This is a genomic window from Prauserella rugosa, assembly GCF_000719975.1.
GTDB lineage: Bacteria > Actinomycetota > Actinomycetes > Mycobacteriales > Pseudonocardiaceae > Prauserella > Prauserella rugosa.
Genome location: NZ_JOIJ01000020.1, coordinates 12,817 through 37,924 on the forward strand (window position 1 = coordinate 12,817; position 25,108 = coordinate 37,924).

Genomic DNA, 25,108 nt, shown 5'->3' on the forward strand with positions numbered 1-25,108 from the left:
CGTCAGGGCCCGCCTGCCCCGCGCACGCGCAGCACCGCCGTCGCGGTCACCGCCACCCGGCGGGCGGGATCCCGGGCGAGGCGCCGCAACGCGGTGTCGGGTGCCTCGCCCGGCAGTTCGGCGAGCGCATGCACGATCCGCACCCGGACCGCCTCCTGACCCTGCTCCCGTGCCTGCTCCTGGGGCACGCCGGGCGTGTCCAGCAGCGCGACCAGCTCGGTACAGATCCGCTCGGCAGGCAGTTGCCGCCGCGCCAACGCGCCGAGGACGTCGGCCGCCTCGACGTCCCGATCCCCCTCGACGACCATGGTCAGCAACGCAGGCACCGCACGCGCGTCGCCACTCTCACCGACCGCGAGCGCCGAGACCGCGCGCACGGCCCGGTCCGGATCGTCGAGTGCGGGCACGAGCCGGTCCGTGGCGCCCACCGCCGCCACGGCCTCGGCCGCACGCCGTCGGATGTCCACATCGGATGCCGTGAGCGCCTCGTCCAGTGCGGCCGGAACCCCGCCGCTGCGGCGCAGAGCCGGCCCCAACGCCCACTCCAACGCCCACCGCAACGCCCCGGCCACGTTCGGGTCGGTCTCGGCGAGCAGGGCCTCCGCCAACGCATCCGGGCCGATCCGGCCGCCGGATTCCAGTGCCACCCGGTGCCGTCGCGACGCGTCGTCGGAGTCGAGCCCGCGGAGCAGGGCGATCACGGGGAACACGTCCGGCCACGCCGCGGGCTCACTGGCCCGCACCCTGCGCAGGCGGTCGAGCAGGCGCTGTTCCCTCGCCAGCCGCTGCCGGGTCGCCTCGATCAGCTCGTCGACCAGCTCGGTGGGGGCGAAGCTCGGCTCGTCGAGTACGCGGGTGATGTCGGACAGCGCCATGCCGAGCGTCCGCAGGCTCTCGACGTGGAAGAGTCTGCGGACGTCGCCGTCGTCGTACTCCCGATATCCCGCCGACGTCCGCGAGCTCGGCACGACGAGACCGAGGCGGTCGTAGTGCCGCAGCATCCGCACGCTCACGCCCGAGAGCCGCGCCACCTCACCGATGCGCATCAGCCGCCCACCCTGCACTCACCCCGCACCTCATCCACCCTGCGCCAGGAACCCCAGGGCGTCGAGGCGGCGCGCCTCGGTGAGCGCGGCGTCGAACCCCGTGTCGGGATCGGCTGCCAACGCCCTCGTGGCGCGGGCGTGGACCCGCACCCGCCCGTCGGGATGCCCCGCGGCGTCGGCGATCGCCGCATCGGCAGCAGGGCCGAGCGCCACCAGCGCCCGGCTCACACTCCGCTGCGTCTCGGCGTCGCCGCGGCCGAGACGTGCGGCCAGCATCGACGCCAACCATTCCCGCCGGTCGTCGGGCACCAGCACCACGGCCGCGCGCCACGCACTGCGTGCCACCTCGCGATCGCCGGCGTGCAGCACGGCCGGGGTGATCGCCTGCCACCCGTCCGGGTCGCCGATCTTCGACAGTGTGTGCAGCGCCTGGGCCACGGCCTGCGGTTGCTCGCGGCGGGTCTCGGCCCGCAGCCTCGGCACCGTGAGCCGGGCAGGCAACCGGGTCAGCGCCCAACTGAGCGTGTCGCGCACGGAGAAATCCGGTTCGACGGCGCACCGTTCGATCAGCACCTCGAGCAGGCCGGGGTCGGCGCCGGTCCCCGCCTCCAGCGCGGCGCGCAGCCGCACCGATGGGCTGTGGTCGGCGAGTGCGGCACGGTGCGTGCGTGGTGAGTTCATGGTCGACACCTCCGCACGCGAGTGAAGATCCTGACACCGTGCGAGGGTCAAGCCCACCGGGGCGGCACCGTCGGTCAGGTGCGTGCCCAGACCGGAATGCGATCGAGGATGTCGCACCGCAGGTCGAGTGCGGCGGTGAGCTGCTCGGGGGCGCGGTGATCGCTCACCGGGTCGAACGCGTCGACGTACTCCCCGCGCAGGGCGATCCCGCGGAACGTGCGCGGGTCGCGCAGCAACAGGGCCTTGAGGTCCGGACCGAACACGGCGTGGGCGAACGCCTCGTCGTCGCAGTGGATCTCGAAGCTCCGGTCGAACTCCTCGTCACCGAGCTGCACCCCGCCCATGCCGATGGCGCGGTTGACGGTGTTCTGCGGACCGACGATCCGCACCGCGCTGAGCATGGGGTGCGGTGCCGGTGCGGCGACCCAGACCGCACGTTCCCGTTGGTGTTGTCCCTTGTGGACGGTTTCGAACGTGGCCGCGACGAACGGCCGTCCCCGATGCGTTCCGGTGATCACGTCGGTCGCGGCGGTGGCCCGCGGCGGCGCGTACATCGGCTCGGCCCAGCCCTTGCGGTCGTACTGCCGGTCGTAGACGGGAATGTAGGAGTCGTCACGTTCGGCGAACGTCCAGCCGCGGCTCTGCACCGCGGCGCGGGCGGCCTGCGCCGGCATCGCGGCCCGCGCCTTGCCCGCACGCCGGATCACGACGATCAACGCGATCACCCCTGCGGCCAGCACCACCACGCCGCCGAACACGATCGCGAGCACAGCTCCGACACTCATCCGTCGTCCTCCAGACACGGCCGTCCACGGTCGGGCCCGACGGCCGATGTCGTCACCCGCCGCCGGACCGCTTCGCCGCTCAGCCTCTCACCGCATGACGCGGAAGTTCTCGAAGGCCTCGTCATCGCTGCGGCGGCGAGGCCGGCGGCCGCCGTCGGTTCCGGGGACGGTGCCGGGACCGAATCCGGGACCCGTTTCGGGACCCGTTTCGGGCGCGGGGCCCGGGTCGACCGGTTCGGAGTCGCCGAAGAGCTTCTTGTCCTCGGCGAGCACCTTGTCCAGCAGGTCACTCGAGCCCAGACCGCGCTGGACGATCTCGGCCTGCTGCCGCGTGGCCGCCACGCGAGCCAGTGCGATGGTGTGCTGGACCTTGGCGGCCAGCTCGCCCGGCTCGACGCCGCGGCGCACCGCGTCGGAGAAGGTCACCTTCTCCACGGTGCCGTCGGGGCCCGCCTCGACGCTCACCAACCCGTCCGGCGAGCTGGCCGTGCCGGTGACCTCGGACAGTTGCTCCGTCATGGCCCGGTAGGTCTCGGCGCGGTTGCGGTTGGCCGCCGCCGCGTCGTCGACCGCCTGGATCCGCTGCACCAGGTGCTTGGCCGTCTCGTTCATGCCGAACCTCCCACGTTGCCGCCGCGACCGCCCTGCTCGGGGCGGATGGTGCCCAGGAACGTCTCGAAGTCGGCGAAGACCCTCTCGAACGTCTCCGGGGTGGAGCTGAGCACGATCTGCACCACCGCACGCCGCGACGGGTCCGAGGCGTCGGTGAAGCCCATGAACACCTGGTACTGCACCAGGTACCGGCGGCGGCCCGCCACGTCGACGTCGAGTCGCAGCGGCTGGGTGTAGACCGGGTTGGCCGCGGTGCCCGTGGCCTTCGTGTTGCCGACCTTCACCTCGTGCGCGCCGGCACGCAGGCGGTCGGCCGATTCGGCCGCGATGTCGGCCAGATCGAGCGCCGCGTCCCGCACCTCGCCGCTGATCGTGATGTTGGCCGTGAACCCGTCACCGCCGGTGTCGGGACGCAGCGCCACGAAGGCCGCGTTGGGGGTGCCGATCTCGTCGGGCGGTACCGACAGCCAGCCCTCCGGCAGGGAGAACTCGATCGGCACCGGGATCGTCGTTGCCATGCTCACGCCTTCTTCCTCGTCGGTCGGCCGCACTCACGGTACTCAGAAGCCGAGCGCATTGCCGATCCCGCCGACCACGTCGCCCGCCTTGTCCCGGACACCGTTCACGGCCTCGCCGACGGCCTGGCCGGTGTCGTAGGCGGCCTGGCCCGCGCTGGTGGCCGCGTCGACGACACCGCCCGGGTCGACGGTCACGTCGAACCCGACTTTGCCGCCCACCCCGAGGGCCGCACCCGCCGACGCGCCGATGTGGAACTTGCCGTCGTCACCCATGCCGAACTGCGCATCGGCGGAGGCACCGACACCGGCCCACGCCTCACCGTTCACACCGGCACCGACACCGGCGACCTCGCCGCCGACATCACCACTGGCCTTGGCACCGGCGAACGCCTCGGCACTGACGTCGGCCCCGGTGAGCCCGACACTCGCGTCGGCGGAGGCCTCGGCGCCCGCCATCGCCTCGCCGCTGGCCGACACGCTCGCGTGATCGCCCAGGTTCACCTCGCCCGCGGCGTCGGCCTTGGCACCCACGAACGCCTCGGCACTGGCCTGCGCCCCGAGCGCGTCGACGCTCGCCTGGGCACCGGCCTCCGCACCGTAGAAACCGCTGGCGTTGCCGCTGCCCGACACACCCATGCCGGTGTCGAACTCACCGGCCACCTCGCCCTTGGCCAGGTACGCCTCGGCGTTGGCCCCTGCCGCGAAGCCGTCCTCGGTGACCTCGGCGTAGGCGCCCGACTCGGCACCGAGGAGCGAACCGGAACCGGAGGCCCCGACCGACATCGGCCCCGCGCCCGCGCCGACCTCGAAGTCGCCGCCCATGACCTCGGTGCCTGCGCCGACCTCGTGCCGCACCGGGTCGATGCCCAGCATGCCCGGCCCCGGCAGCGGGATGCCCAGGCTGTCGAACAGGTCACGGGCGCCGTCGTGCATGAGCTTGTCGGCCGGTTCGTCGCCGACCGTGTTCTGGTAGCTGCGGTTGCCGTTCTCGTCGGTCTGCCAGCCACCCGGGTCGACGTCCTCCCACTGGCCGGTCTCCGGGTTGAACCGGCGCTGTGTCTGCCGGTTGTCGGCCCCGAACTCCTGCTCGCCGAAGGAGTGGGAGAACCGGCCCTCCTCGTCGTGGGTGAGGCCGAGCGCCATGGCGATGATGCCGCCCTCGGCGGCCACGGCCTTCCTGGCGGCGTCGAGGATCTGCTGCGCCTCGGCCATCGCCGGTGCGCCAGGGTCCTGGAACGGCCCGATCGGCGCGGCCAGGGGCCCGCCGACCATCGGCCCCAGCGCACGCAGCGCGTCGTACTGCGCCTTCGCTGCCCTGCTGGCGGCCCGCGCCTGGTGGTACAGCTCGATGGCGCGCTGCGCCTCGCCCTGTCCCCACGTCAGGACGTCGGCGTAATCGGCGAGCTTCTCCCCGCCCTGTCCGAGCGCCTCGACCGCCTGCCCCCACTTGGGCGGTTCCTCGGAGAACACCGACCGGAACGTCGAGGCCGCGTCCCCGATCCAGCCGACCGGGTCGATCGTTCCGAGCGACGAGCCGATCTGGTCGGCCACGTTGATCGGGTCGACCAGGCTGTTCAGATCCGTCGAAATGGCCTCCGGTTCGCCCGGGACGAGCGCCTTCGGGTCGTCGGTCTGCCCCAGCTGTGCCACCATCACCGCTCCTGTCCCTCGCCGGCGGCACCGCCACCGAGAACGCCACTGATCCCGCCTGCGACACCACCGGCGACCGCGCCCCCGGCCGCGCCCGCGAGGCCACCCGCCACGCCGCCGACCGCGCCGCCGACGGCACCGCCTGCCGCTCCGCCGGCCAGGACGCCCCCGGCCGCGCCTTCCACGGCTCCGCCGAGCGTGCCGAGCGTCGACTGGGTGTCGCCGTCCGATTCGGCGTACCTGCTCGCGGCCGCCCCCAGCTGGCCGCCGAGCTCCTCGGCCTTGCCCTTGAGCCCTTCGAAGTGCTTGCGCATGCCCTCGATGTAGCGCTGCCATGCCTGTTGCACCGCGTCGTGGCCGTAGTCCCCGCTCGGGCCCTGCCACGAGAGGTTCGCGGCACCGCCGACCGTCTCGCCGATCCGTCCGGCCGTCCCGCGGAGTTCGTCGGGTACCGCGTCGAAGCCTGCCATCGTCCCCAGCCCCTTTGCCCTGTGCGGTGGGCCTCTCGCCCATCGCCTGCTCTCTGCCGGTCCCCCCTGCGTATAACTACGCAGACGCCGATATCGGCCTGCCGGTTCCGTGTTCGGCCGAGAATTTCCGACCTCGGGGCACGGGCGGGCGGGAACGGACGAGAAAAGGGCGGGCCGGGAATCCCTCCCGGCCCGCCCTTCGGTGGCGGATGACCTCGCGCGTCAGTGCAACCCGTCGGCCAGCCTGCCCGCGAGCAACTGCGCGAACCGGTGCGGATCGGGCAGCTCCTCCCCCTCGGCCAGCAACGTCGTGCCGTACAGCAGGTGCGCGATGTCGGCCAACGACGGGTCGTCGGCGTTCTTCGCGTGGGCCTCGCGCAGCCCGGTGACCAGCGCGTGCTCCGGGTTGATCTCCAGAATGCGCTTGATGTCGGGCAGCGGCTGGCCCATCTGCTTGTAGATGCGCACCAGCTCCGGGCTCATGTCGCCCTCGTCACCGACGATGCAGGCGGGCGAGGTGGTCAGCCGCGACGACAGCCGCACGTCCTTGACGTGGTCCGACAGCGCCCCGCGCAGCCACTCCAGCAGGCCCGCGAACTCCTCCTTGACGCTCTCGTCGGCCGCGTCGTCGCCGGAGTCGAGGTCGACCTCGCCCTTGGCGATCGACCGGAAGGTCTTGCCCTGGAACTCGGCGCCCGACTCGACCCACATCTCGTCGATCTGGTCGGTCAGGATGAGCACCTCGACGCCCTTGCTGGTGAAGGCCTCCATGTGAGGCGACTTCTCCACCATCTCCCTGGACCGCCCGGTCAGGTAGTAGATGTGCTCCTGGTCGTCGGGCATGCGCTCGACGTACTCGGCGAGCGTGGTCTGCTGCTCGGCCGAGTGGGTCGAGTCGAACGAGGCGATCGCCAGGATGTCGGAGCGGTTGTCCGGGTCGGTGACCAGGCCTTCCTTGACGCACGTGCCGAACTGGCTCCAGAACGTGCGGTACTTGTCCCGGTCGGCCTGCTCGTCGGAGTTCAGCAGCCCCGACACGGTGGACAGCACCTTCTTGGCGAGCCTGCGCTGCATCGCGCGGATCTGCCGGTCCTGCTGCAGGATCTCGCGCGAGACGTTCAGCGACAGGTCCTGGGCGTCGACCACGCCCTTGACGAACCGCAGGTACTCGGGCATGAGCTCTTCGCAGTCGTCCATGATGAACACGCGCTTGACGTAGAGCTGTACGCCGCGTTTGGCGTCGCGGGTGAACAGGTCGAACGGCGCGCGCGACGGCAGGAACAGCAGCGCCTGGTACTCGAACGTGCCCTCGGCCTGAAGCCGGATGGTCTCGAGCGGGTCGGCCCAGTCGTGGCTGATGTGCTTGTAGAACTCGTGGTACTCGGCGTCGGTGACCTCGCTGCGCGGTCGAGCCCACAGCGCCTTCATCGAGTTCAGCGTCTCGGTCTCGCGGACCGTCGTCGACTCGCCGTCCTCGTCCTCGGCCGGCTTGACCCGCTCGACCTCCATGCGGATCGGCCACGCCAGGAAGTCCGAGTAGCGGGTCACGATCCGCCGCAGCACACCGGTGTCGGTGTAGTCGTGCATGCCGTCGTCGGTGTCGACCGGCTTGAGGTGCAGGGTCACGGCCGTGCCCTGCGGAGCGTCCGGCACGTCGGCGACCGTGTAGGTCGACTCGCCCTCCGACTCCCAGCGCGTCCCCGTCGACTCGCCCGCCTTCCGCGTCACGACGGTGACCTTGTCGGCGACCATGAACGCCGAGTAGAAGCCGACGCCGAACTGGCCGATGAGCTCACTGCCCTGTGTCTGCTTGGCTTCCTGCGCCTCCTTGGCCGACTTGAGCTTCTCCAGCAGCTCGGCGGTGCCGGAACGGGCGATGGTGCCGATCAGGCCCACCACGTCCTCGCGCGACATGCCGATGCCGTTGTCGCGCACCGTGAGCGTGCGCGCGGCCGGGTCACGCTCGAGCTGGATGTGCAGATCCGTGGTGTCGACGTCGAGATCCTTGTCGACGAGCGATTCGAGCCGGAGCTTGTCCAGCGCGTCGGACGCGTTCGACAGCAGTTCCCGCAGGAACACGTCCTTGTCCGAGTAGATCGAGTGCACCATGAGCCGCAGCAGCTGCTTCGCCTCGGCCTGGAACTCCCGTGTCTCGGACTCCTGCATCACCTGTTCGGCCATCTGCGATGGAACCCCCTTGCCTGACACCCGGTATGAACGGTGACGTCCTTGCGCCCGTAGAAGATACGCGCCCCGCCACGCGCGCCGAGCAGGAACGGCAACGAAACGTGGCCGGTGTCCCTGCGGGGCAGGAACACCGGCCACGGTGTGCGGGATACGGCCTGCGGCGAGGAACCGCCACGGCCCGCCGTCAGTGCTCGTGCAGCGTGCCGCTGAGCTCGTTGGGCGCCTGGTCGAGGTCCGCGGTCCCGGTGACCTCACCGGATTCCAGGTCGACCGCGTGCAGCTGCTTCTCGCCGGGATCGGAGACGTACGCGGTGCTGCCGCGGACGAAGATCGCCGGACGCGGCTCCTGCCACTCCATCGGCTCGCTCCACTCGCCGATCACGTCGATCGAGTCGGTCAGCTCCCCCGACGTCTCGTCGATGACGTGGATCTTGCCGTCGGTGCCGAGCACGAGAGCCTCGCCCTCGGGACCGCGGGCCAACGAGCGGAACGTGTAGCTGGCGGGCAGCTTCACGCGCTCGAGCTTCTTCTTCTCGGTGTCCACGAGCGCCACCTCGGTCGGGCGCTCGAGCTCGGCGTCCTCGTCCTGCTTGTAGTCGCCGAGGATGATCGGCGACTCGGGCGAGCCGGACTGGTTGCCGATCCGGCCGTACTCGGTCGGGCTGTCGACCTTGGTGATCTCGCCATCTTTGTAGATGAGCACACCGTCCTCGCAGCCGACGGCGATGGCCTCACCCTGCGCGGCGGACTCACCGTGCACCTCCGGGCAGTCCTCGTTGCGCGTGACCTCCTCGCGATTCTCGTCGAGCACCGCGATGCCGTTGCGCTCCTCCTCGTCGCCGAGCGTGACGACCATCCCGCCGTTCTCGAGCTCGACGGCGACACCGTGGTGCGGGTGCTCGGTGGTGTACTCCTCGGTCTCGGGCATCCCGTCACCGAGGTCGTGCGGGTCGAAGCTGCGCACCTCGCCCGTGCCGTCGGTGAACAGCACCGTGCGGCCCGCGTGCCGTACGACGTGGCCGGGTTCGGCGCCGGGAAACGCCACGTCGGTCATCTCGCCCGCGACGGCGTCAAAGAGCTGGAATCCCTCCGACGTGGACACCACGACGTGCCGGTCGTCACCCGCCGGGTTCAACCGGTTGAACCCGTCCAGTTCCACGTCGGCCTGGACCTCGAGGGTGTTGCCGTCGAGCACGTACATGCCGCCGTCGTAGGTCACCGTCACCGGATCGGCGATGTTCTTGCCGCCGCCCTGCTGACCTCCGCCGCCCTCACCACCGGCCTCGTCGGTGCCGCAGGCGCCGACGAGGCCGAGCATCGCAGCCGTCGCGGACACCGCCGCGATCCGTCCCTTTCGGACACTACGGTTCATCATTCTCCTCTTCCGTTACCGGGAATTTCGTGTTCGCGGTCTTGCACACGTCCCCGGCGGGTTCCGGCGTCAGTCGCCGGTCAGGCCGCCGACGATCGTCTCGGTGTTGGCGCGCATCATGTCCACATAGGTCGGTGCGCCGCCGTCGGGTCCGGTCAGGGACTCGGAGAACAGCGACTCGACCTGCACGTCGATCCCGGCGTGGTCGGCGAGCACCTTGGCCAGCCGGTCGGGTTGCGACGAGTCGGCGAAGATCGCGCGCACGCCCGCGTCCCGCACGGTTCCCGCCAGGTCCTCCAGGTCGGAGGCACTCGGCGAGGCCAGCGTGGTTCCGCTCGGGATCACCGCGCCGAGCACGTCGAAGTCGTACCGTTCGGCCAGGTAGCCGAACACGTGGTGGTTGGTCACCAGCGCGCGCTCGTCGTCGGGGATCTTCCCGAACTGTTCGGTCATCCACTCGTCGAGCTCGTCGAGTTCGCCGAGGTATGCCTCGGCGTTGGCGCGAACCTTCTGCTCGTCCATACCATCCACATCGGACACGATGCGGTCGGTGATGATCTCGACGGCGGTGCGCACCCGTTCCGGGTCGGTCCAGAAGTGCGGATCCTTCTGCCCCTGTGAGCCACCGTCGGAGTAGCTGATCGGGTCGACCTCCTCGCCGACGGCCAGGTCGGGCACACCCTCGGCGACGGCGGCGTCGACGTTGCGCTGCACGCCCTCCTCCAGCCCGAGTCCGTTGTGGATCACCAGACCGGCCTGCTCCAGCGCGGCCGATTCCTGGGCGGAGACCGCGAACGAGTGCGGATCGGCGTTGGGTTTCATCAACACGGTCACGTCGGCCTCGTCCCCGACGATCTCCGAGGTGATGTCGCCGAGGATGTTCGTCGTCACGACCACGCCCGCACCGTCCTGGCCGTCCGAGCCGGCCGCGGAGCAGCCACCGAGGACCAGCGCCAGCACCGAGGCGCCCGCGGCCACGAGCCTCAGCCGCGCCCTCATCGTCCGGTCTCCGTCAGGTGCGCCGGCGCCACGTCCACGTCGAGCGTCCTGGCCACCCGCAGCTCGTCGTTGTAGTCGACCTCGTGGACCTGCTGCGCCGCCACGTCGTTGACGTAGGCACGGTTGGTGTCGACGGCGATCGTCGCGCCGTCCCGGACGTCGCCGTCGACGAGTTCCTGCGAGGCCTGCTGGTCACCGGACTCCGGGTCGTACGCGTGCAGCACGCCGTCGTCGGTCAGCACCAGCACCGGGACGTCCTCGCCCACGGCCGCGACGGCCGCCACCGGCGCTTGCGTCTCGATCCGGTGCCAGCTGCCCTCACCGGCGTCGAGAACCCACACCTCGTCCTCGCCTGCCGCGGCCGCGAGCACGCTGCTTCCGGGACGCTGTCCGAAGGTGCCGAGCGATTCCGACGGCCCCGAGCCGGGATAGGCGATCTGCTCACCGGAGAACGTGTCGTCGTCCTCGTCCACGAGCACGGCTCCGTCGGCGCAGCCGACCACCACGCCGCGGGTCGTGACCGCAGCGTCGCGGGGATCGGTGCACGTCGCGTCGAGGTCGGCGACGTCCTTGCCGTCCCGGTCCCGCACCACGATGCCGCCGGATCCGGCCACGACGACGTGCTGTTCGTACGGCACGGCGATCCCGTCGACGGTCCCGGTCTCGGCGACCTCACCGTCCTCGAGCTTCTCGCGGTCGAGCAACACGGTCGTGCCGTCGTCGCGAGCCAGCGCGGTCGTCTTCGTGTCGGACCACGCACCGGTGACGGTGCCGTCGATCGCACCCGTCTCGGCGATCTTCGCCCGGTAGTAGTGCTTGTGGTCGCCGTGGTCGACCGTCCACACACCACTGTCGATCACGCGGGTGCGGTCGCCGGAGGGAAGATAGGCGAACCGGCCGTCGGTGATCGCGCCGCTCGCGGCCGCTCCGCCGTCGAGCTCGGTGACGTCCTCGGACAGCAGGTCGAGCACGCCGACCTTCCCGCCGTCGGCGTCGGCCAGCACGAGGCGCGACTGGGGTTCGCTCGCCTCCTCCGCCCCCTCCACATACCCGTGGGGCTTGGCCGATTCCCCGGATTCGGCCTGGTCTCCGGGATCTCCGGAGCCTCCGCCGCCGCACGCCGCGGCGAGCAGTCCACACAGGACGATGGCGGGCACGGATCTTCCGACGGATGTCGTCACACGCTGAGTCACGATGTCCTTTCGAGGGTTCTTCGAGTGGTGGTGCGCGCGACGCGGCCGCGCGCACGGGACAGGGATGCGGAGGCGGCGAACAGCGCCACCGAGGTGATCGCGATCGTCGCGCCGGCGGCGGTGCCCGCGTGCCACGAGATGAGCAGGCCCGTGGCCGTCGCCAGGCTTCCGAGGAGCGCGGCGATCAGCATGATCATCGGGATGCGGTCGGCCCAGAACATCGCCGCGGCGGGCGGTGCCACGAGCAGGCCGACGACCAGCAGCGTGCCGACGACGTGCAACGACGACACGATCGCCAGGCTCAGCAGCAACAGCAGCGCACCGTGGGCGACGCGCGGGCGAAGTCCCAGCGCGGTCGCGGTGCGCGGATCGAAACTGAGGGCGACGAACGCGCGATGCCCCGCGGCGCACACCACCGCCGCGACGCCGAGCGCCACGGCCAGTTGCACGAGGTCCGGACCACGCACGGCCAGCACGTCGCCGAAGAGGATGCTCGTCAGATCGACGGCGAACGAGCGCGAGTAGGACACGATGATCACGCCGAGCGCAAGCATGCCCACGAACAACAGGCCGATCGCGGTGTCCTGCGCGAACCGCCGTGAGCGGCCGAGAACCGTGACCCCGGCGGCCATGACGACGGCACTGACGGCACCGCCGAGCATCAGGTTCCAGCCGGACAGCGACGCGACCGCGACACCCGGCAACATGCCGTGCGCCATCGCCTCGCCGAGGAAGGCCATCCCGCGGACCACGACCCAGGTGCCGGCGAGCGCACAGATCATCGACACCAGAACGCCGCCCCACAGCGCCCGCTGCACGAAGGACACCTCGAACGGCGCGATCAACCACTCCACGGCGTACACCTTAAAATGAAAACGAATTTCATTACAATGCGTGAAGCGGGACAACTCGGGAGAGGCATGACACAGACGACGGGCGGAGCCGAATCGGATACCCGCCGTGACACCGGCGGGCACACGGCCGACGGCGGAGTGACACTCGAGGGCCTCAGCGCCGGTTACGACGGCACGCCCGTGCTCACCGACGTGTCGGCCCAACTGCCGCGCGGGGCGGTGACCGCGATCGTCGGACCCAACGGCGCGGGGAAGTCGACCCTGCTCGGAGCGATCGCCGGAGTGGTCCGGACCACGGCAGGGACGGTGCGGCTGCCCTCGGCCGTCCGGCCCGCACTCGTGGTGCAGCAGTCCCGCGTACCGGAGCGGCTGCCCATCACCGTCCGCGACGCGGTCCGCATGGGCCGCTGGGCACACCGCGGGCCGTGGCGCCGGCTTCGCCGGGAGGACCACGAGCGTGTCGCCGAGGCGCTCACCCGCCTCGGGATCGCCGACCTCGCCGACCGCAGGCTGAGCGCACTGTCCGGTGGACAACGCCAGCGCGCCCTCGTCGCGCAGGGTCTCGTTCAGGACTCGCCCGTGTTGCTGCTCGACGAGCCGGTCGCGGGCCTCGACGTCACCGCCCAGGAGACGATCGCCGACGCACTGCGGGAGGCGGCCGACAATGGCACCGCCACCGTCCACGTCACCCACGACCTCGCCGCGGCCGAGGACGCGGACCACTGCCTGCTGCTGTCCGGCGGCGCGCTCGTGGGACAGGGCACGCCACGCGAGGTGCTCACCGACTCCGCCGTCGACCTCGCCTGGGGTCTCGGCCGCAGGCGCCGCGCCTCCCGGCCGGAGCGGTGATCCGCACCGCCACGCACGCCCGATGACGCACGGCAGCCGCGCGCCCGCGTGACCTCACCCACTCCGCGGTGTACGCCCTGCGCCCGACCGTTCAGCATGCGTACACACGGGTGTGGTGAGGCATGACCGCCGCACCGGCTACGGACGCGAGGAGGCGCTCATGGTCACCGATCGGTCGGCATCCGCGTCGTCCGAGTCGTCCCCACCGACTGCCTCATCGGCATCGTCCGCGCCTCCCGGGTCCGCTGGGTCCGCTCGGCCGTCCGGGCCCCCTGCCGGGACCGGCACGGCACCCCGGTTCGAACGTCCGTCGTGGCCGCCGCCGGGACTGGGCAAGTTGCGCCGGGATTCGGGCGTGTCCTACCTCGCGAACGGCCTCATCGGGCTCGTGTTCGCCGCGACCGGCCCGATCGCGGTGATCATGACCGTGGGCGTGCAGGGCGGACTGTCGACCCCGCAACTGTCGTCGTGGATCTTCGGGATCTTCTTCCTCAACGGCCTGCTCACGGCGCTCGCATCGTGGCTCTACCGCCAGCCGCTGGCGTTCTTCTGGACCATCCCCGGCACGGTGGTCGTCGGCGGCTCGCTCGACCACCTCACCTGGCCCGAGGTACTCGGGGCCTTCGTGGTCACCGCACTGGTCATCCTCGCCGTCGGCCTCACCGGCTGGGTGCGCCCGGTGATGGCCGCACTCCCGATGCCCATCGTGATGGCGATGGTCGCAGGCGTGTTCCTCCAGTTCGGCCTCGACCTGGTGGGCGCGTTCGGTCTCGACGCCGCCGTGGCCGTACCCATGGTCGGGGTGTTCCTCCTGCTCAGCGTGGTGACCACGCTGGGACGACGACTGCCACCGATCCTCGGTGCGCTCCTCGCCGGTGTCGCGGCCGTCGCACTGTCCGGCCGTTTCCAGCCGCCGGCAGGCGAGGCCGGGTGGTTGGCACAGCCGATGCTCCAGGCCCCGCAGTGGTCCTGGCAGGCGATGGTCGAGCTGGTCGTACCGCTCGTCGTCACGGTCCTGGTCGTGCAGAACGGGCAGGGAATCGCCGTACTGAGCCAGGCGGGACACCGGCCGCCGATCAATGTCGCCACGGTGGCGTGCGGCCTGTGGTCACTGCCCGCGGCGGCCGTCGGCGCGGTCTCGACGTGCCTGACCGGGCCGACGAACGCACTGCTCACCGCGTCGGGGCAACGCCACCGTCACTACGTGGCCGGCGTCGTGTGCGGGGTGCTGGCGATGATCGTCGGCTTGCTGGCACCGGCGTTCGTCCGCCTGATGCTGGCGACGCCGGAAGCGTTCGTCGCCGTCCTCGGCGGCCTGGCGATGTTGCGTGCCCTGCAGGGTGCGTTCGTCACCGCGTTCGGCGGGCGCTTCACCCTCGGCGCCCTCGTGGCACTCCTGGTGACCGTGTCCGGCGTGACACCGCTGAACATCAGCGCCGCGTTCTGGGGCCTCGTCGCGGGCATGGCCGTGTCGGCCCTCATGGAACGCGACGACTTCGCCGCCGCGGCGGCCGACCGCGCGGCGGCGTGAGCCCGCTCAGTCCTGGTCCGGCCCCGTCTCGCCGGCGAGGAACCGTTCGAACTCGTCGGCCAGGTCGTCGCCGGTCGGCATCTCCTCGCCGCCGACCAGCAGGTTGTTCTCCGACGAGGTGAACGCGTCGTACTGCTGCTCGAGGCTGCGGACCACGTCGGCGGCCTCGTCCGAGTCCGACACCTGCCGGTTGATCTCGACCTCCGCACGCCGCGCCGACTCACGCAGGGCGTCGTCGGGCAGCGTCAGACCCGACACCTTCTGCACCGCGTCGACCAGCGTGAGCGCCGCCTGCGGATACCGCGACTGCGACAGGTAGTGCGGCACGTGCGCCGCGAACCCGACCGCGTCGTGGCCCGCCTGGCCGAGGCGGTACTCGACCAGCGCCTCCGCGCTGCCCGGCACCTGCGTGCGGTTGAAGGTGGGGCTGAACTGCCGCACGAGGTCGGTGCGGGTGCCGTGTGCCGTCACTCCCAGCGTGCGCGTGTGCGGCACGGCCATCGGAATGCCCTGGAACTGCACGCTCAGGCGCACGCGCCACCGCTCGACGAGCCTGCGCACTGCCTCGGCGAACGCCTCCCACTCCCGATCCGGTTCCGGACCGCTCAGCAGCAACATCGGTGTCTCGTCGGCGTCGTGCAGCAGCCGGACCGTCAGTTGCGGCGCGTTGTAGTCGGCCCAGCTGTCGCCGTCCCACGTCATCACGGGCCTGCGGGAGCGGTAGTCGATCAGCCGGTCGACGTCGAACCGCGCGACGACCGGGCCGTCGAACGCCTCCGTCAGGTGCTCGGTCAGCAGCTCGCCCGCGCTGCCCGCGTCGACATAGCCGTCGAGGTGGTACAGCAGCACCGCGCCGTCGAGCACGGGCACATCCGAATCGACCAGGTACAACTCGTCCGCATCGGCCATCTCGACACCTCTCTGTTCGCCCCCACCGCGTCGGCGGGCGCTGGCCCGCCGACCCTCCGATGGATGGTCGTCGGCGCCTCAGTGCGCTCGACCTACCGCTGCTTCCTCGGCTTCTTCTCCCGGACCCGCACGTTGATGCGCACGGGCGATCCGCGGAAGCCGAAGCGTTCCCGGAACTTGCGCTCGACGAACCGGCGGTAGCCGGCCTCGAGGAAGCCCGTCGTGAACAACACCAACGTGGGCGGCCGGATTCCCGCCTGGGTGGCGAAGAGCACCTTCGGCTGCTTGCCGCCGCGCACCGGAGGCGGCGTGGCCGCCACCAGGTCCGAGAGCCAGCTGTTGAGCTGGCCGGTGGGCACCCGCTGGTCCCACGACTCCAGCGCCGTACGCAGCGCGGGCGCCAGCTTGCGCACCGCGCGCCCCGTCAGCGCGGACACGTTGACCCGCTCGGCCCACGGAACCCGGACCAGGCCGCGGTCGAGCTCGCGTTCGAGCTGGCGCCTGCGATCGTCGTCGACCAGGTCCCACTTGTTGAACGCCAGCACGAGCGCGCGCCCCGACTCCGCGACCATCGTGATGATGCGCAGGTCCTGTTCGGACAGTGGCTCGCTCGCGTCGAGCAGGACGATCACGACCTCGGCCGCATCGATGGCCGTCTTGGTGCGCAGCGACGCGTAGTACTCCATGCCGCTGGCCGTCTGCACCCGCTTGCGCAACCCCGCGGTGTCGACGAACCGCCACGCCTGCCCGTCGAGTTCGACGAGCGAGTCCACCGGGTCGACGGTCGTGCCCGCGACGTCGTCCACAACGGACCGTTCTTCCCCGGTCAGCTTGTTCAGCAGGCTGGACTTGCCCACATTCGGCTTTCCGACGAGCGCCACCCTGCGCGGGCCCGACGAGGCGCCGAACGACTCGCGCGGCGCCTCGGGCAGCGCCTCCATGATCGCGTCGAGCAGATCGCCGGAACTGCGCCCGTGCAAGGCGCTCACCGGCCGCGGTTCACCGAGGCCGAGCGACCACAGGGATGCCGTCTCGGCGATCAGGCGCTGGTCGTCGACCTTGTTGGCGGCGAGGATCACCGGTCGCTTCGACCGGCGCAACACCTTGGCGACCGCCTCGTCGGTCGCGGTCGCCCCGACCGTCGCGTCGACGACGAGCAGCACGGCGTCCGATGTGGACATCGCCAGTTCCGCCTGGGCGGCGACCGACCCCTGCAGGCCGTCCGCGTCGGGCTCCCATCCACCGGTATCCACGACCGTGAACCGCCTGCCGCTCCACATCGCGTCGTAGGCGACCCGGTCGCGGGTCACGCCCGGCACATCCTGGACGACGGCCTCCCTGCGGCCCAGAATCCGGTTGACCAGGGTCGACTTGCCCACGTTGGGCCTGCCGACCACGGCCAGCACCGGCTGTGCCGCGACGGCGCCCTCGTCGTCGGCCCCGGCCTGTTCACCCAGTTCGTCGAGGCGGGCGAACTCGGCCTCGTCGGACCACGTGCCGTCTGCTTCGGTCATGGCTTTCGTTTCTCTTCCCTGTCGCTGGTCCTGGCCGCATCCACGTGCGCGACCAGATCGGCGAGCGTTCCGCGCAGGCGCTCGGTGGCCTCGGCCAATCCGCTCCGCCCACGTCCGACGTCCAGTGTGAACGGCTCCCCCGCCACCACGTCCACCACGGGACGGAGCCGTCTGCGCGTACGTTCCGGCGGGCGCAGCGTGCCGCGGACCGCGACCGGCTGCACCGCCGCGCCGGACATGCGCACGAGCCACGCCGCGCCGTGGTGCGCCGAGCTCACGTCGCCCGCACCGCGGGTGCCCTCGGGAAACACTCCCACGAGCCCGCCGTCGGCGAGCACCCCGGTCGCCGTGGTCAGCGCCGTGCGGTCCGGCGCGCCCCGGGTGACCGGGACCTGGCCGATCCTGCGCAGCCACGGCCCGGCGACGCCGTCGAACATCTCGTCCTTCACGAGGAACACCGAACGCCGCGGCAATAATCCGAAGATCAGCTGCGGTTCGATCATCGTGCTGTGGTTGGCGACCAGCACCACGGGCCCCGTGCGCGGCACCCGGTCCATGCCACTGACCCGAAGCCGGTACGCCGGCCGGTAGAGATGCCGCGCGATCGTGCGCCCGACGTCGTGCAGCCAGGGCACCGAACCCTCGGGCAGTCCGCTCGCCGGGCCGCCGGATCCGGTCACCGGCACGCCTCCGCGGCCTGCGCACCCCGCACGTCCTGGTCGAGCAGCCCACGGTGGCCCGCCAGTTCGGTCAGCGCCGTGAGCACCTGCTCGATCGACAGCTCCGACGTGTCGAGCTCCACCGCGTCGTCCGCAGCACGCAGCGGCGAGGTGGCCCTGCTGGAGTCCAGTTCGTCGCGGCGTCGAACCGACGCGAGCACCGCGGCCTGGTCGACCGGACGCCCTGCTGCCGTGTCCTGCGCACCCCGCCGTGCGGCCCGCACCTCGGACGATGCGGTGAGGAACACCTTCAGCGGTGCGTCGGGGGCCACGACGGTGCCGATGTCGCGTCCGTCGACCACGATGCCTCCGACCCGCTCGACCGTCTCGGCGATGATCGCGCGCTGCCTGCGGACCAGCAGCTCACGCACCTCAGGCACAGCCGAGACCGCCGAGACCGCGGCATCGACCCGGGCAGTGCGGATGGACTCCCCGACGTCGGCGCCGTCGAGGCGTGCCCCCGGAGCGGACGGGTCCGTCGCGATGTCCAGTCGCAGCCGCTCGGCCAGCGACGCCACCTCCGCGGCGTCCGCGGGGTCGACGTCGGCCTCGAGCGCGGCGAGCGTCACGACGCGGTACATCGCACCCGTATCGAGGAATCCGGCTCCGAGGTTGGCCGCCAGCTTCCTCGCCACCGTGGTCTTGCCGGTTCCCGACGGTCCGTCGAGCGCGACCACACCGCGTAGGGCTCCCGTCACCGGCGTTCTCCTCAGCTACTCGCGTCCGTGTGTCCAGGCCGTGCGGACGCGTCTCTACGGCGCCGGGACCGCTCTCGCGGCGCCGGACGTCGCCCGTGCCAGCGTCCTATTCTGCCTTCCGGTCACTTCCGCCCGGCACGCAGGCGTTCGGACAGCTCGTCCACGACCAGCGTGGACCGGTCGACCGCCCCGGTCCGGTACGCCGCACGGCCGAACAACTGCGACAGCACCGGCGCGGTGATCACCTGGAACAAACCCGCAACCAGCAGGCCCACCGCGTACTGCGGCTCCAGTCGCACCGCCACGCCCGCCAGGATCAGCAGCAGTCCCAGTGTCTGCGGCTTCGTGGCCGCCTGCAGCCTGCTCAGGGTGTCGGGCAGGCGCACCATGCCCCACGCCCCGATCACGCAGAACAGGGCGCCGGAGATGAGCAGCACCGCGCTGATCCAGTCCGCTGTGCTCATCGGTACTCCTCCCTCCGTTCGACGAGCCGGACGACCGAGATCGTGCCGACGAAGCCGAGCAGTGCCACCACCACGATGAGGGCGATGTAGATACCCCGCAGCGACATCGCCATGCCCACCGCCGTGCCTGCGACGATCAGCACCACCAACACGTCCACCGCAAGGATGCGGTCCAGCGTGCGCGGGCCACGCACGATCCGCACCAGGGTCAGCAGTCCGGCCAGCCCCAGCAGACCGAACGTGATCGCGAAGACGACGCTCATCGGTCCTCCCGCCTGGTGTCGTCGGTCCCCTCGGCACCGCTCCCAGCCGCCGTGTCCTCGGCGCTGTCCGGGGACTCGGCGTCGGCGGTGTGCGAGGGCGCGTGGCCGTCCGTTCCCGCGCTACGGGAGGCGGCCTCCGACGCGGCCACCGCCTCGACGGGGGCCGGCCGCTGGGGACGGCACACGGACGAGCGATCACGCTGCCGCTTCGCCTCCTCGGCGCGGCTGCGCGCGGCAGGTGCCTCCTGCTCGTCGCCGAACGCCCACACGACCACGCGCTGCATATCGATCACGTCGTCGTAGGCCTTGTGGGCGTCCTCGGCGGTGCGCACGCCGGTCGTGTACACGTACCAGATACCGCCCGGCCGATCGATCTGCAGCACGAACGTGCCGGGCGCGAGCGACACGACGTTCGCGGCGGACGCGATGACGTGGTCGACGTCCGAGAGAACCGGAACCGCGATGATGGCGGCCGAGACCCTGCCGGACGCCCGCAGGCTGTCGACGAAGAACCGGGCCGCCGAGCCGAACAGGTCGATCACGACGTACACCGTCAGATACGCCAGCCGATGCGGCCTGCGGAAGATGTTCCACCGATGCGAGGGCAACGGGAACAGCACCAGGACGACGAGAGCCACGAGCAGGCCGTACACCGCCGTGGCGACGTCGAACGTCCCCCACAGCAGCATCCAGACGATGACGAGCCAGATCACCAGCGACGGCGCGACGCGGGTGCCGGGCATGCTGCGCTGGGGCATCAGCCGTTCCCCTCTCCGAGCACCGCGGAGCGGTAACCCTCGTCGTGCAGCAGGTCGTGGGCGGCACGTTCGCTCATGTCGGCGAGCGGACCCGCGAACACGGCGATCAGCACGCTGATCAGCACCAGACCGCCGGTCGCCCCGAGCATCGCCGCCGACGTGGAGCCCGTTCCCACGGTGACGTCGTCGTTCGGATCGGCGTCCGGCGACGGTTCGGTGGGCGGGCCCCAGAACGCGCCGACCCAGATCTTCGTGACGGCGTAGAGCGTCAGCAAGCTCGTGAGGACGGCACCCGCGGTCACCGCGATCGCCATCGGGGTTCCGGTCGCTGCGCCCGCCTGCAACAGGGCGATCTTGGCGACGAAGCCCGAGAACGGTGGGATGCCGGCCAGGCTCATCGCGGGGATGGCGAACAGCACGGCCACCAGCGGATACGCCCTGGCCACCCCCGACATCGCCTGCAACGACACGGTGCCGGTGTGCCGCGTAACCAGACCGCTGACCAGGAACAACGCGCCCTGCACCGTGATGTGGTGCACCACGTAGAGGATCACGCCCGCGAGGCCGATCACGGTGAACAGCGCGAGACCGAACAGCATGTAGCCGATGTGGCTGACGAGCAGGAACGACAGCATTCGGTTGAGGTCGTTCTGCGCGATCGCGCCGAGCGCACCGACGATCATCGTCACGAGCGCCACGGCCAGCAGCACCGCCCAGCTGTCGTCATGGACGAACACGAGCGTCTGGGTGCGGATGAGCGCGTACACGCCGACCTTCGTCAGCAGCGCCGCGAACACGGCCGTGATCGGCGCCGGTGCCGTCGGATAGCTGTCGGGCAGCCAGAAGTGCAGCGGAACCAGCGCCGCCTTGATGCCGAACACGATGACGATGAACAGCGCCAGGCTCGACTGCACCCCGGCGGGCAGCGCGGCGATCTTCTCCGGCAGCGCGGCGAGGTTGACCGTGCCCGTGGCCGTGTAGACCAGCGCGATCATCGTGATGAACAGCAGCGACGACGTGAGGCTGACGATCACGTAGGTCATGCTCGGGCGGACCCGCTCGGCGGTCACGCGCCGCGTGATCAGCACGTACGAGGCGCCGAGCATGATCTCGAACGCGACGAACAGGTTGAACAGGTCACCGGTCAGATACGCCAGGGACACGCCCGCGCACAACACCAGGTACATCGGGTGGAAGGCGGTCGAGGCGGTCCTGCGCCCGAAATCGGTGATGCGCTGACCGATCGAGAAGATCAGCACCGCGAGCGTGACCAGGGCCGACACGAGAAGCAACAGCGAGGAGAGCCGGTCGGCGACCAGCGTGATCCCGAACGGCGGGCCGTAGCCGCCGAGCCGCAGGACCACCGGCCCCGTCTGGTCGGCGTGCACGAGCAGTACCGCCGCCACCACGGCGATCACCGAGAGCACGACCACGCCCAGCAACCGCTGCACGCGTGGCGACCGTCCGGCGACCAGCGAAAGGGCAGCCGCCAGCAGCGGCAGCAGCACGGGGAGTGCGACCAGGACACTCATCGGATCCGGGCCTCCTCGTGATCTTCGCCGGGCCTGCTCTCCGGCGCCTCCGGCGCCTCGAAACCGGCCACCCGTTCACTGTCGGGGGTCTCGTCCTCCGACTCCTGCTCGGCGAGTTCGGCCTCCGCGATCCGGCGGTCCTCGACGTCGTCCTGAACCTCGTCGTGGCCGAGCAGGGCCCACGACCGGTAGGCCAGCGCGAGCAGGAACGTCGTCATCGCGAACGTGATGACGATCGCCGTCAGCGCGAGCGCCTGCGGGAGCGGATCCACCATCTCCTCGATGAGCGCGGTGCCCACGAATGTCGGCTCACCGGGTGGACCGCCCGCCACCTGCAGAAACAGGTTCGCCCCATGGCCGAGAATGACGATGCCCAGGATCACGCGCATCAGCGAACGCTGCATGAGCAGGTAGAAGCCGATGGAGTACAGACCGGCGAGTGTGACGGCCATGGTGATGTTGATGGTCACGGCCGCCTCACCCTCTCTCTTCCTCGAGCGCCTCGTCGTCCACGCCGGGACCACCGACCTCCGTGCCCGCGCCGACCGTGCGGAGCAGATCCACGACCACCCCGATGATCAGCAGATACACACCGAGGTCGAGCAGCAGGTTCGAGGTGATCTTGAGCTCGCCGAGGACGGGAAGGTCCAGCTTCCAGATCGCCGACGCGAGCACCGGCTCGCCGAACAGGACCGGCACGAGCGCGGTGAGCACCGACAGTGCGAGACCGGCGCCGATCACCACAGGCGGGCGCACGCGCACCGTCATCGCGAGCTCGGCACTTCCGCCCGCCACGTAGCGGAGCACGAAGGCGAGACCGGCCACCAGTCCCCCGCTGAATCCGCCGCCCGCGTCGTTGTGGCCCGCGAGCAGCAGATACACGGAGAAGACGAGCACCGTGGGGAACAGGATGCGGGCCAGCACCTCGAGCAGCATCGACCGAGGCCACGAATAGGCGTCCTGCTCGGTCATCAGCCAGCGTTCCCGCGGCGTGTCCCATTCGGTCCAGGGAACGGGTTCGCGTACGGGGTCGGGGCGGTCGCTCACGACGTCACCTCCGGCGTATCGGCAGCGGACGTGGTGTCGGAGCCGGCGTGGTCCGGCTCGGCCGACCGGTCACGCTCGCCCGGCTCCGGACCACCCCGTTTCCGCGACCGTGCCAGGATCAGGCTGGCCGCTCCCGTGGCCGCAACCGCGAGCACGGTGATCTCGCCGATCGTGTCGAACGCACGGAAGTCGACGATGATGGCGTTGACGACGTTGGTGGCTCCGGTCTCGTCCTCGGCGCGCTGGATGTACTCCCGGCTCCCCTCCGGCATGCCCGAGGTGTATCCGGAGTAGAGCACCGCGAGCACGGCCACGAACGTCCCGGCCGCCACGGAGACGATCGCCTTCGGCCAGCGCCCGTGCACGTAGCCGCGGTTCTCGATGAACCGCGGCGGGAAGCGGCGAATCACGAAGACGAACACGACGAGCGTGAGCGTCTCGACGAGGAACTGTGCCAGCGCCAGATCGGCGCCGCCGTCGACGACGAACCAGGCGCCGATGCCATAGCCGACGACACCGGCCAGCAACACCGCGGTGAGCCGCCGGCGCGCGATCAGAGCCGTCACCGCCGCGGCCAGCACCAACACCGACAGCGGCAGCTGCAGCCAGTTGTCCACGAGGCGAAGCTCGCCGAACTCCACGCCGCCGGACAGCAGGCCCGCACCGGGAACGACGACGAGCGTGGTGAGGATGACGCCGAGATACACGGGAAGCGAACCGACCTGGATCCGCCCGGTCACTCCCTGTGCGAGGAACTCGAGGCTCTCGACCGACTTGGTGTACCAGGTCTGTGCCCGCAGGGGCTCCGGAACGTAGCCACCGAGCCGCTGCAGCCCGGCGTAGCGATGCACCAGGAAGCCGACGACGACGATGCCCACGCTGATCAGCAGTGCCGGAGTGATGCCGTGCCACAGTGCGAGGTGGTATCCGGGGTGACTGCCGTAGCCGTCCGCGTACCCGGCTTCCATCGGCTCGATCACCTCGGGCACGAACGCGAGCACCAACCCGGCGAGCGCCGGGATCGCGACCAGTCCGGTCATCAGACGTCCGCACGGCACGGGCTCCGCCGCCGCCATGTCGGGCTTGGTGCCGAACGCCCCGCGGAGGAATCGCAGGCTGTAGGCCACGGTCAGCACCGAGCCGATCGCCACGCCGACGCCGATGACCTGATCGAGGGTGTCGCCGCCGAACAGCGCTTCGAGCGCGACCTCCTTGCCGATGAAGCCCAAGAGCGGGGGCAGGCCGGCCATGGACATCGCGGCGAACGTCGCCAGGGTCGTCAGCGTCCGCCATTGCCTGCCGAGACCGGAGAGCTCACGGATGTCGCGAGTGCCCGCGCGTTTGTCGATGATGCCCACGGTCAGGAACAGCGCGGACTTGAACAGTCCGTGCGCGAGAATCAGGGTGCCCGCCGCGAGCGCCGACATCCACGTGCCGGAGCCCAGCATGATCATGAGGAAGCCGAGTTGGCTGATCGTGCCGTAGGCCAGCAGTGTCTTGAGGTCGTACTGGCGCAGGGCGCGGAACCCACCGAGCAGCATCGTCCACAGCCCGCACACGACCACGGGAATCCACCACGCGGGGTGATCGGCGAATCCGGGCGAGAACCGCGCGACCAGGTAGACGCCCGCCTTCACCATCGCGGCCGCGTGGAGATACGCACTCACCGGGGTCGGCGCCACCATCGCGCTCGGCAGCCACGGGTGGAACGGCACCTGCGCGGACTTGGTCAGCGCTCCGAGCAGGATCAACAGCAGGGCCGCGGTGACGATCCCGCCCGACGGCGGGTCCGCCAGGATCTCGGAGATCCGCATCGTGCCCGCCGCGGTGCCCAGCAGGATAAGCCCGAGCAGCATCGCCAGGCCGCCGAGCGACGTCACCAGCAGCGCCTGCGTCGCCGACTTGCGCAGCCGCTTCGCGACGCCGTCCCCTCCGACCAGCAGGAAGGAGCACACCGTGGTGAGCTCCCAGAACAGGTACAGGGAGATGACGTCGTCGGCCAGGACGAGGCCCAGCATCGCGCCGGCGAACGTCACCAGCAGTGCCGAGTCGCGGGCGGCGGTGCGGTGATCGTCGGCCTTGGCGTACTGGGAGTAGTAGCAGAGCACGACCGCCCCGATGCCGCTGACCAGCAGGATCAGCAGCAGCGCCAGTTCGTCGAGCCGCGCGGTGAACTCGAGTCCGATGACGGGCGCCCACGCCACCGTGTCGACCGGCGGCGTCCCGCTGACGGCTTCACCTGCTCGACTCAGCGCGTAGCCGAGGGTCGCGGCTGGCGCCAGGGCTCCGACGAGGAACGCCACGCGACCGTAGCGGCGACCGATCAGCGGCAGGACCGCGGCCAGAGCGAAGTGCGCCACGATCGCCACCAGCACTCGGCTTCACCGTCCCTCGATCGAACCCCGTAATACGGACATCGTACGAAACGGGTGATCACGGCGCGCGACCGGCCAGAAT

General features: G+C 70.8%; 25 protein-coding genes. 2 read left to right on the forward strand and 23 right to left on the reverse strand.

Features of this window, described 5'->3' with window-relative positions; translation table 11 throughout:
* Positions 1-2: 2 nt before the first annotated feature.
* From IF64_RS0121255 to aztB, 12 genes are all read right to left on the reverse strand, one after another.
* A complete protein-coding gene (locus IF64_RS0121255) occupies positions 3-1,046 on the reverse strand; it encodes a MerR family transcriptional regulator (RefSeq protein WP_030533923.1) in 1,044 nt (347 codons plus the stop codon).
* A gap of 30 nt (positions 1,047-1,076) precedes the next feature.
* Entirely contained in the window at positions 1,077-1,727 is a 651-nt protein-coding gene (locus IF64_RS0121260) for a HEAT repeat domain-containing protein (protein ID WP_030533924.1), read from the reverse strand.
* Between the two features lie 74 nt (positions 1,728-1,801).
* Positions 1,802-2,512 (reverse strand): hypothetical protein, encoded by a 711-nt coding sequence (locus IF64_RS0121265; RefSeq protein ID WP_030533925.1) that lies wholly within the window; start codon positions 2,510-2,512, stop codon positions 1,802-1,804.
* Positions 2,513-2,599: 87 nt separating this feature from the next.
* Positions 2,600-3,124: a YbaB/EbfC family nucleoid-associated protein gene (locus IF64_RS0121270; protein WP_030533926.1), complete on the reverse strand. Its 525-nt coding sequence runs from the start codon at positions 3,122-3,124 to the stop codon at positions 2,600-2,602.
* A complete protein-coding gene (locus IF64_RS0121275) occupies positions 3,121-3,642 on the reverse strand; it encodes a hypothetical protein (RefSeq protein ID WP_030533927.1) in 522 nt (173 codons plus the stop codon). The genes IF64_RS0121270 and IF64_RS0121275 overlap by 4 nt, the downstream gene beginning before the upstream one ends.
* A gap of 42 nt (positions 3,643-3,684) precedes the next feature.
* Positions 3,685-5,295 (reverse strand): putative T7SS-secreted protein, encoded by a 1,611-nt coding sequence (locus IF64_RS26280; RefSeq protein ID WP_030533928.1) that lies wholly within the window; start codon positions 5,293-5,295, stop codon positions 3,685-3,687.
* Complete coding sequence (locus IF64_RS0121285) at positions 5,295-5,762, reverse strand: hypothetical protein (protein WP_030533929.1); 468 nt, start codon at positions 5,760-5,762, stop codon at positions 5,295-5,297. The genes IF64_RS26280 and IF64_RS0121285 overlap by 1 nt, the downstream gene beginning before the upstream one ends.
* 222 nt (positions 5,763-5,984) lie before the next feature.
* Positions 5,985-7,943, reverse strand: a complete 1,959-nt coding sequence (gene htpG / locus IF64_RS0121290; protein WP_084706007.1) for a molecular chaperone HtpG — start codon at positions 7,941-7,943, stop codon at positions 5,985-5,987.
* 190 nt (positions 7,944-8,133) lie between these two features.
* On the reverse strand, positions 8,134-9,321 hold the full coding sequence (aztD, locus tag IF64_RS0121295) for a zinc metallochaperone AztD (RefSeq protein WP_030533931.1): 1,188 nt from the start codon (positions 9,319-9,321) through the stop codon (positions 8,134-8,136).
* Positions 9,322-9,390: 69 nt separating this feature from the next.
* Positions 9,391-10,320 carry a zinc ABC transporter substrate-binding protein AztC gene (aztC, locus tag IF64_RS0121300; protein ID WP_030533932.1) on the reverse strand — a complete coding sequence of 310 codons (930 nt, stop codon included), beginning with the start codon at positions 10,318-10,320 and terminating at the stop codon, positions 9,391-9,393.
* The gene (locus IF64_RS0121305; RefSeq protein ID WP_246134728.1) at positions 10,317-11,477 is read right to left on the reverse strand and encodes a hypothetical protein; all 1,161 of its coding nucleotides are present in this window, start codon (positions 11,475-11,477) and stop codon (positions 10,317-10,319) included. The genes aztC and IF64_RS0121305 overlap by 4 nt, the downstream gene beginning before the upstream one ends.
* 32 nt (positions 11,478-11,509) lie before the next feature.
* On the reverse strand, positions 11,510-12,367 hold the full coding sequence (gene aztB / locus IF64_RS0121310; RefSeq protein WP_030533934.1) for a zinc ABC transporter permease AztB: 858 nt from the start codon (positions 12,365-12,367) through the stop codon (positions 11,510-11,512).
* 66 nt (positions 12,368-12,433) lie between these two features.
* On the opposite strand from aztB, the gene aztA reads away from it, so the two are divergent.
* Both aztA and IF64_RS0121320 read left to right on the forward strand, forming a co-directional pair.
* A complete protein-coding gene (gene aztA, locus IF64_RS0121315) occupies positions 12,434-13,216 on the forward strand; it encodes a zinc ABC transporter ATP-binding protein AztA (protein ID WP_084706008.1) in 783 nt (260 codons plus the stop codon).
* A gap of 355 nt (positions 13,217-13,571) precedes the next feature.
* Complete coding sequence (locus IF64_RS0121320) at positions 13,572-14,747, forward strand: benzoate/H(+) symporter BenE family transporter (RefSeq protein WP_246134729.1); 1,176 nt, start codon at positions 13,572-13,574, stop codon at positions 14,745-14,747.
* Positions 14,748-14,753: 6 nt separating this feature from the next.
* Here the strand turns inward: IF64_RS0121320 and IF64_RS0121325 are convergent, their stop codons facing one another.
* The 11 genes from IF64_RS0121325 to mbhE form a co-directional block, all read right to left on the reverse strand.
* Entirely contained in the window at positions 14,754-15,656 is a 903-nt protein-coding gene (locus IF64_RS0121325) for a proteasome assembly chaperone family protein (protein WP_030533937.1), read from the reverse strand.
* Positions 15,657-15,748: 92 nt separating this feature from the next.
* Positions 15,749-17,170: a ribosome biogenesis GTPase Der gene (der, locus tag IF64_RS0121330; protein ID WP_030533938.1), complete on the reverse strand. Its 1,422-nt coding sequence runs from the start codon at positions 17,168-17,170 to the stop codon at positions 15,749-15,751.
* The gene (locus IF64_RS0121335) at positions 17,167-17,856 is read right to left on the reverse strand and encodes a lysophospholipid acyltransferase family protein (RefSeq protein WP_030533939.1); all 690 of its coding nucleotides are present in this window, start codon (positions 17,854-17,856) and stop codon (positions 17,167-17,169) included. The genes der and IF64_RS0121335 overlap by 4 nt, the downstream gene beginning before the upstream one ends.
* The gene (gene cmk / locus IF64_RS0121340) at positions 17,847-18,566 is read right to left on the reverse strand and encodes a (d)CMP kinase (RefSeq protein WP_030533940.1); all 720 of its coding nucleotides are present in this window, start codon (positions 18,564-18,566) and stop codon (positions 17,847-17,849) included. Before cmk ends, IF64_RS0121335 begins: the two co-directional genes overlap by 10 nt.
* Before the next feature lie 143 nt (positions 18,567-18,709).
* Complete coding sequence (gene mnhG / locus IF64_RS0121345; RefSeq protein WP_030533941.1) at positions 18,710-19,051, reverse strand: monovalent cation/H(+) antiporter subunit G; 342 nt, start codon at positions 19,049-19,051, stop codon at positions 18,710-18,712.
* Positions 19,048-19,314: an MrpF/PhaF family protein gene (locus tag IF64_RS0121350; protein WP_030533942.1), complete on the reverse strand. Its 267-nt coding sequence runs from the start codon at positions 19,312-19,314 to the stop codon at positions 19,048-19,050. Before IF64_RS0121350 ends, mnhG begins: the two co-directional genes overlap by 4 nt.
* Complete coding sequence (locus IF64_RS0121355; protein WP_084706009.1) at positions 19,311-20,072, reverse strand: Na+/H+ antiporter subunit E; 762 nt, start codon at positions 20,070-20,072, stop codon at positions 19,311-19,313. The genes IF64_RS0121350 and IF64_RS0121355 overlap by 4 nt, the downstream gene beginning before the upstream one ends.
* Entirely contained in the window at positions 20,072-21,604 is a 1,533-nt protein-coding gene (locus tag IF64_RS0121360) for a Na+/H+ antiporter subunit D (RefSeq protein ID WP_030533944.1), read from the reverse strand. Before IF64_RS0121360 ends, IF64_RS0121355 begins: the two co-directional genes overlap by 1 nt.
* Positions 21,601-22,074, reverse strand: coding sequence for a Na(+)/H(+) antiporter subunit C (locus IF64_RS0121365; RefSeq protein WP_030533945.1), 474 nt, complete (start codon positions 22,072-22,074; stop codon positions 21,601-21,603). Before IF64_RS0121365 ends, IF64_RS0121360 begins: the two co-directional genes overlap by 4 nt.
* 7 nt (positions 22,075-22,081) lie before the next feature.
* On the reverse strand, positions 22,082-22,576 hold the full coding sequence (locus tag IF64_RS0121370) for an MnhB domain-containing protein (RefSeq protein ID WP_084706017.1): 495 nt from the start codon (positions 22,574-22,576) through the stop codon (positions 22,082-22,084).
* Between the two features lie 71 nt (positions 22,577-22,647).
* Entirely contained in the window at positions 22,648-25,026 is a 2,379-nt protein-coding gene (mbhE, locus tag IF64_RS0121375; RefSeq protein WP_084706010.1) for a hydrogen gas-evolving membrane-bound hydrogenase subunit E, read from the reverse strand.
* Positions 25,027-25,108: the final 82 nt, after the last annotated feature.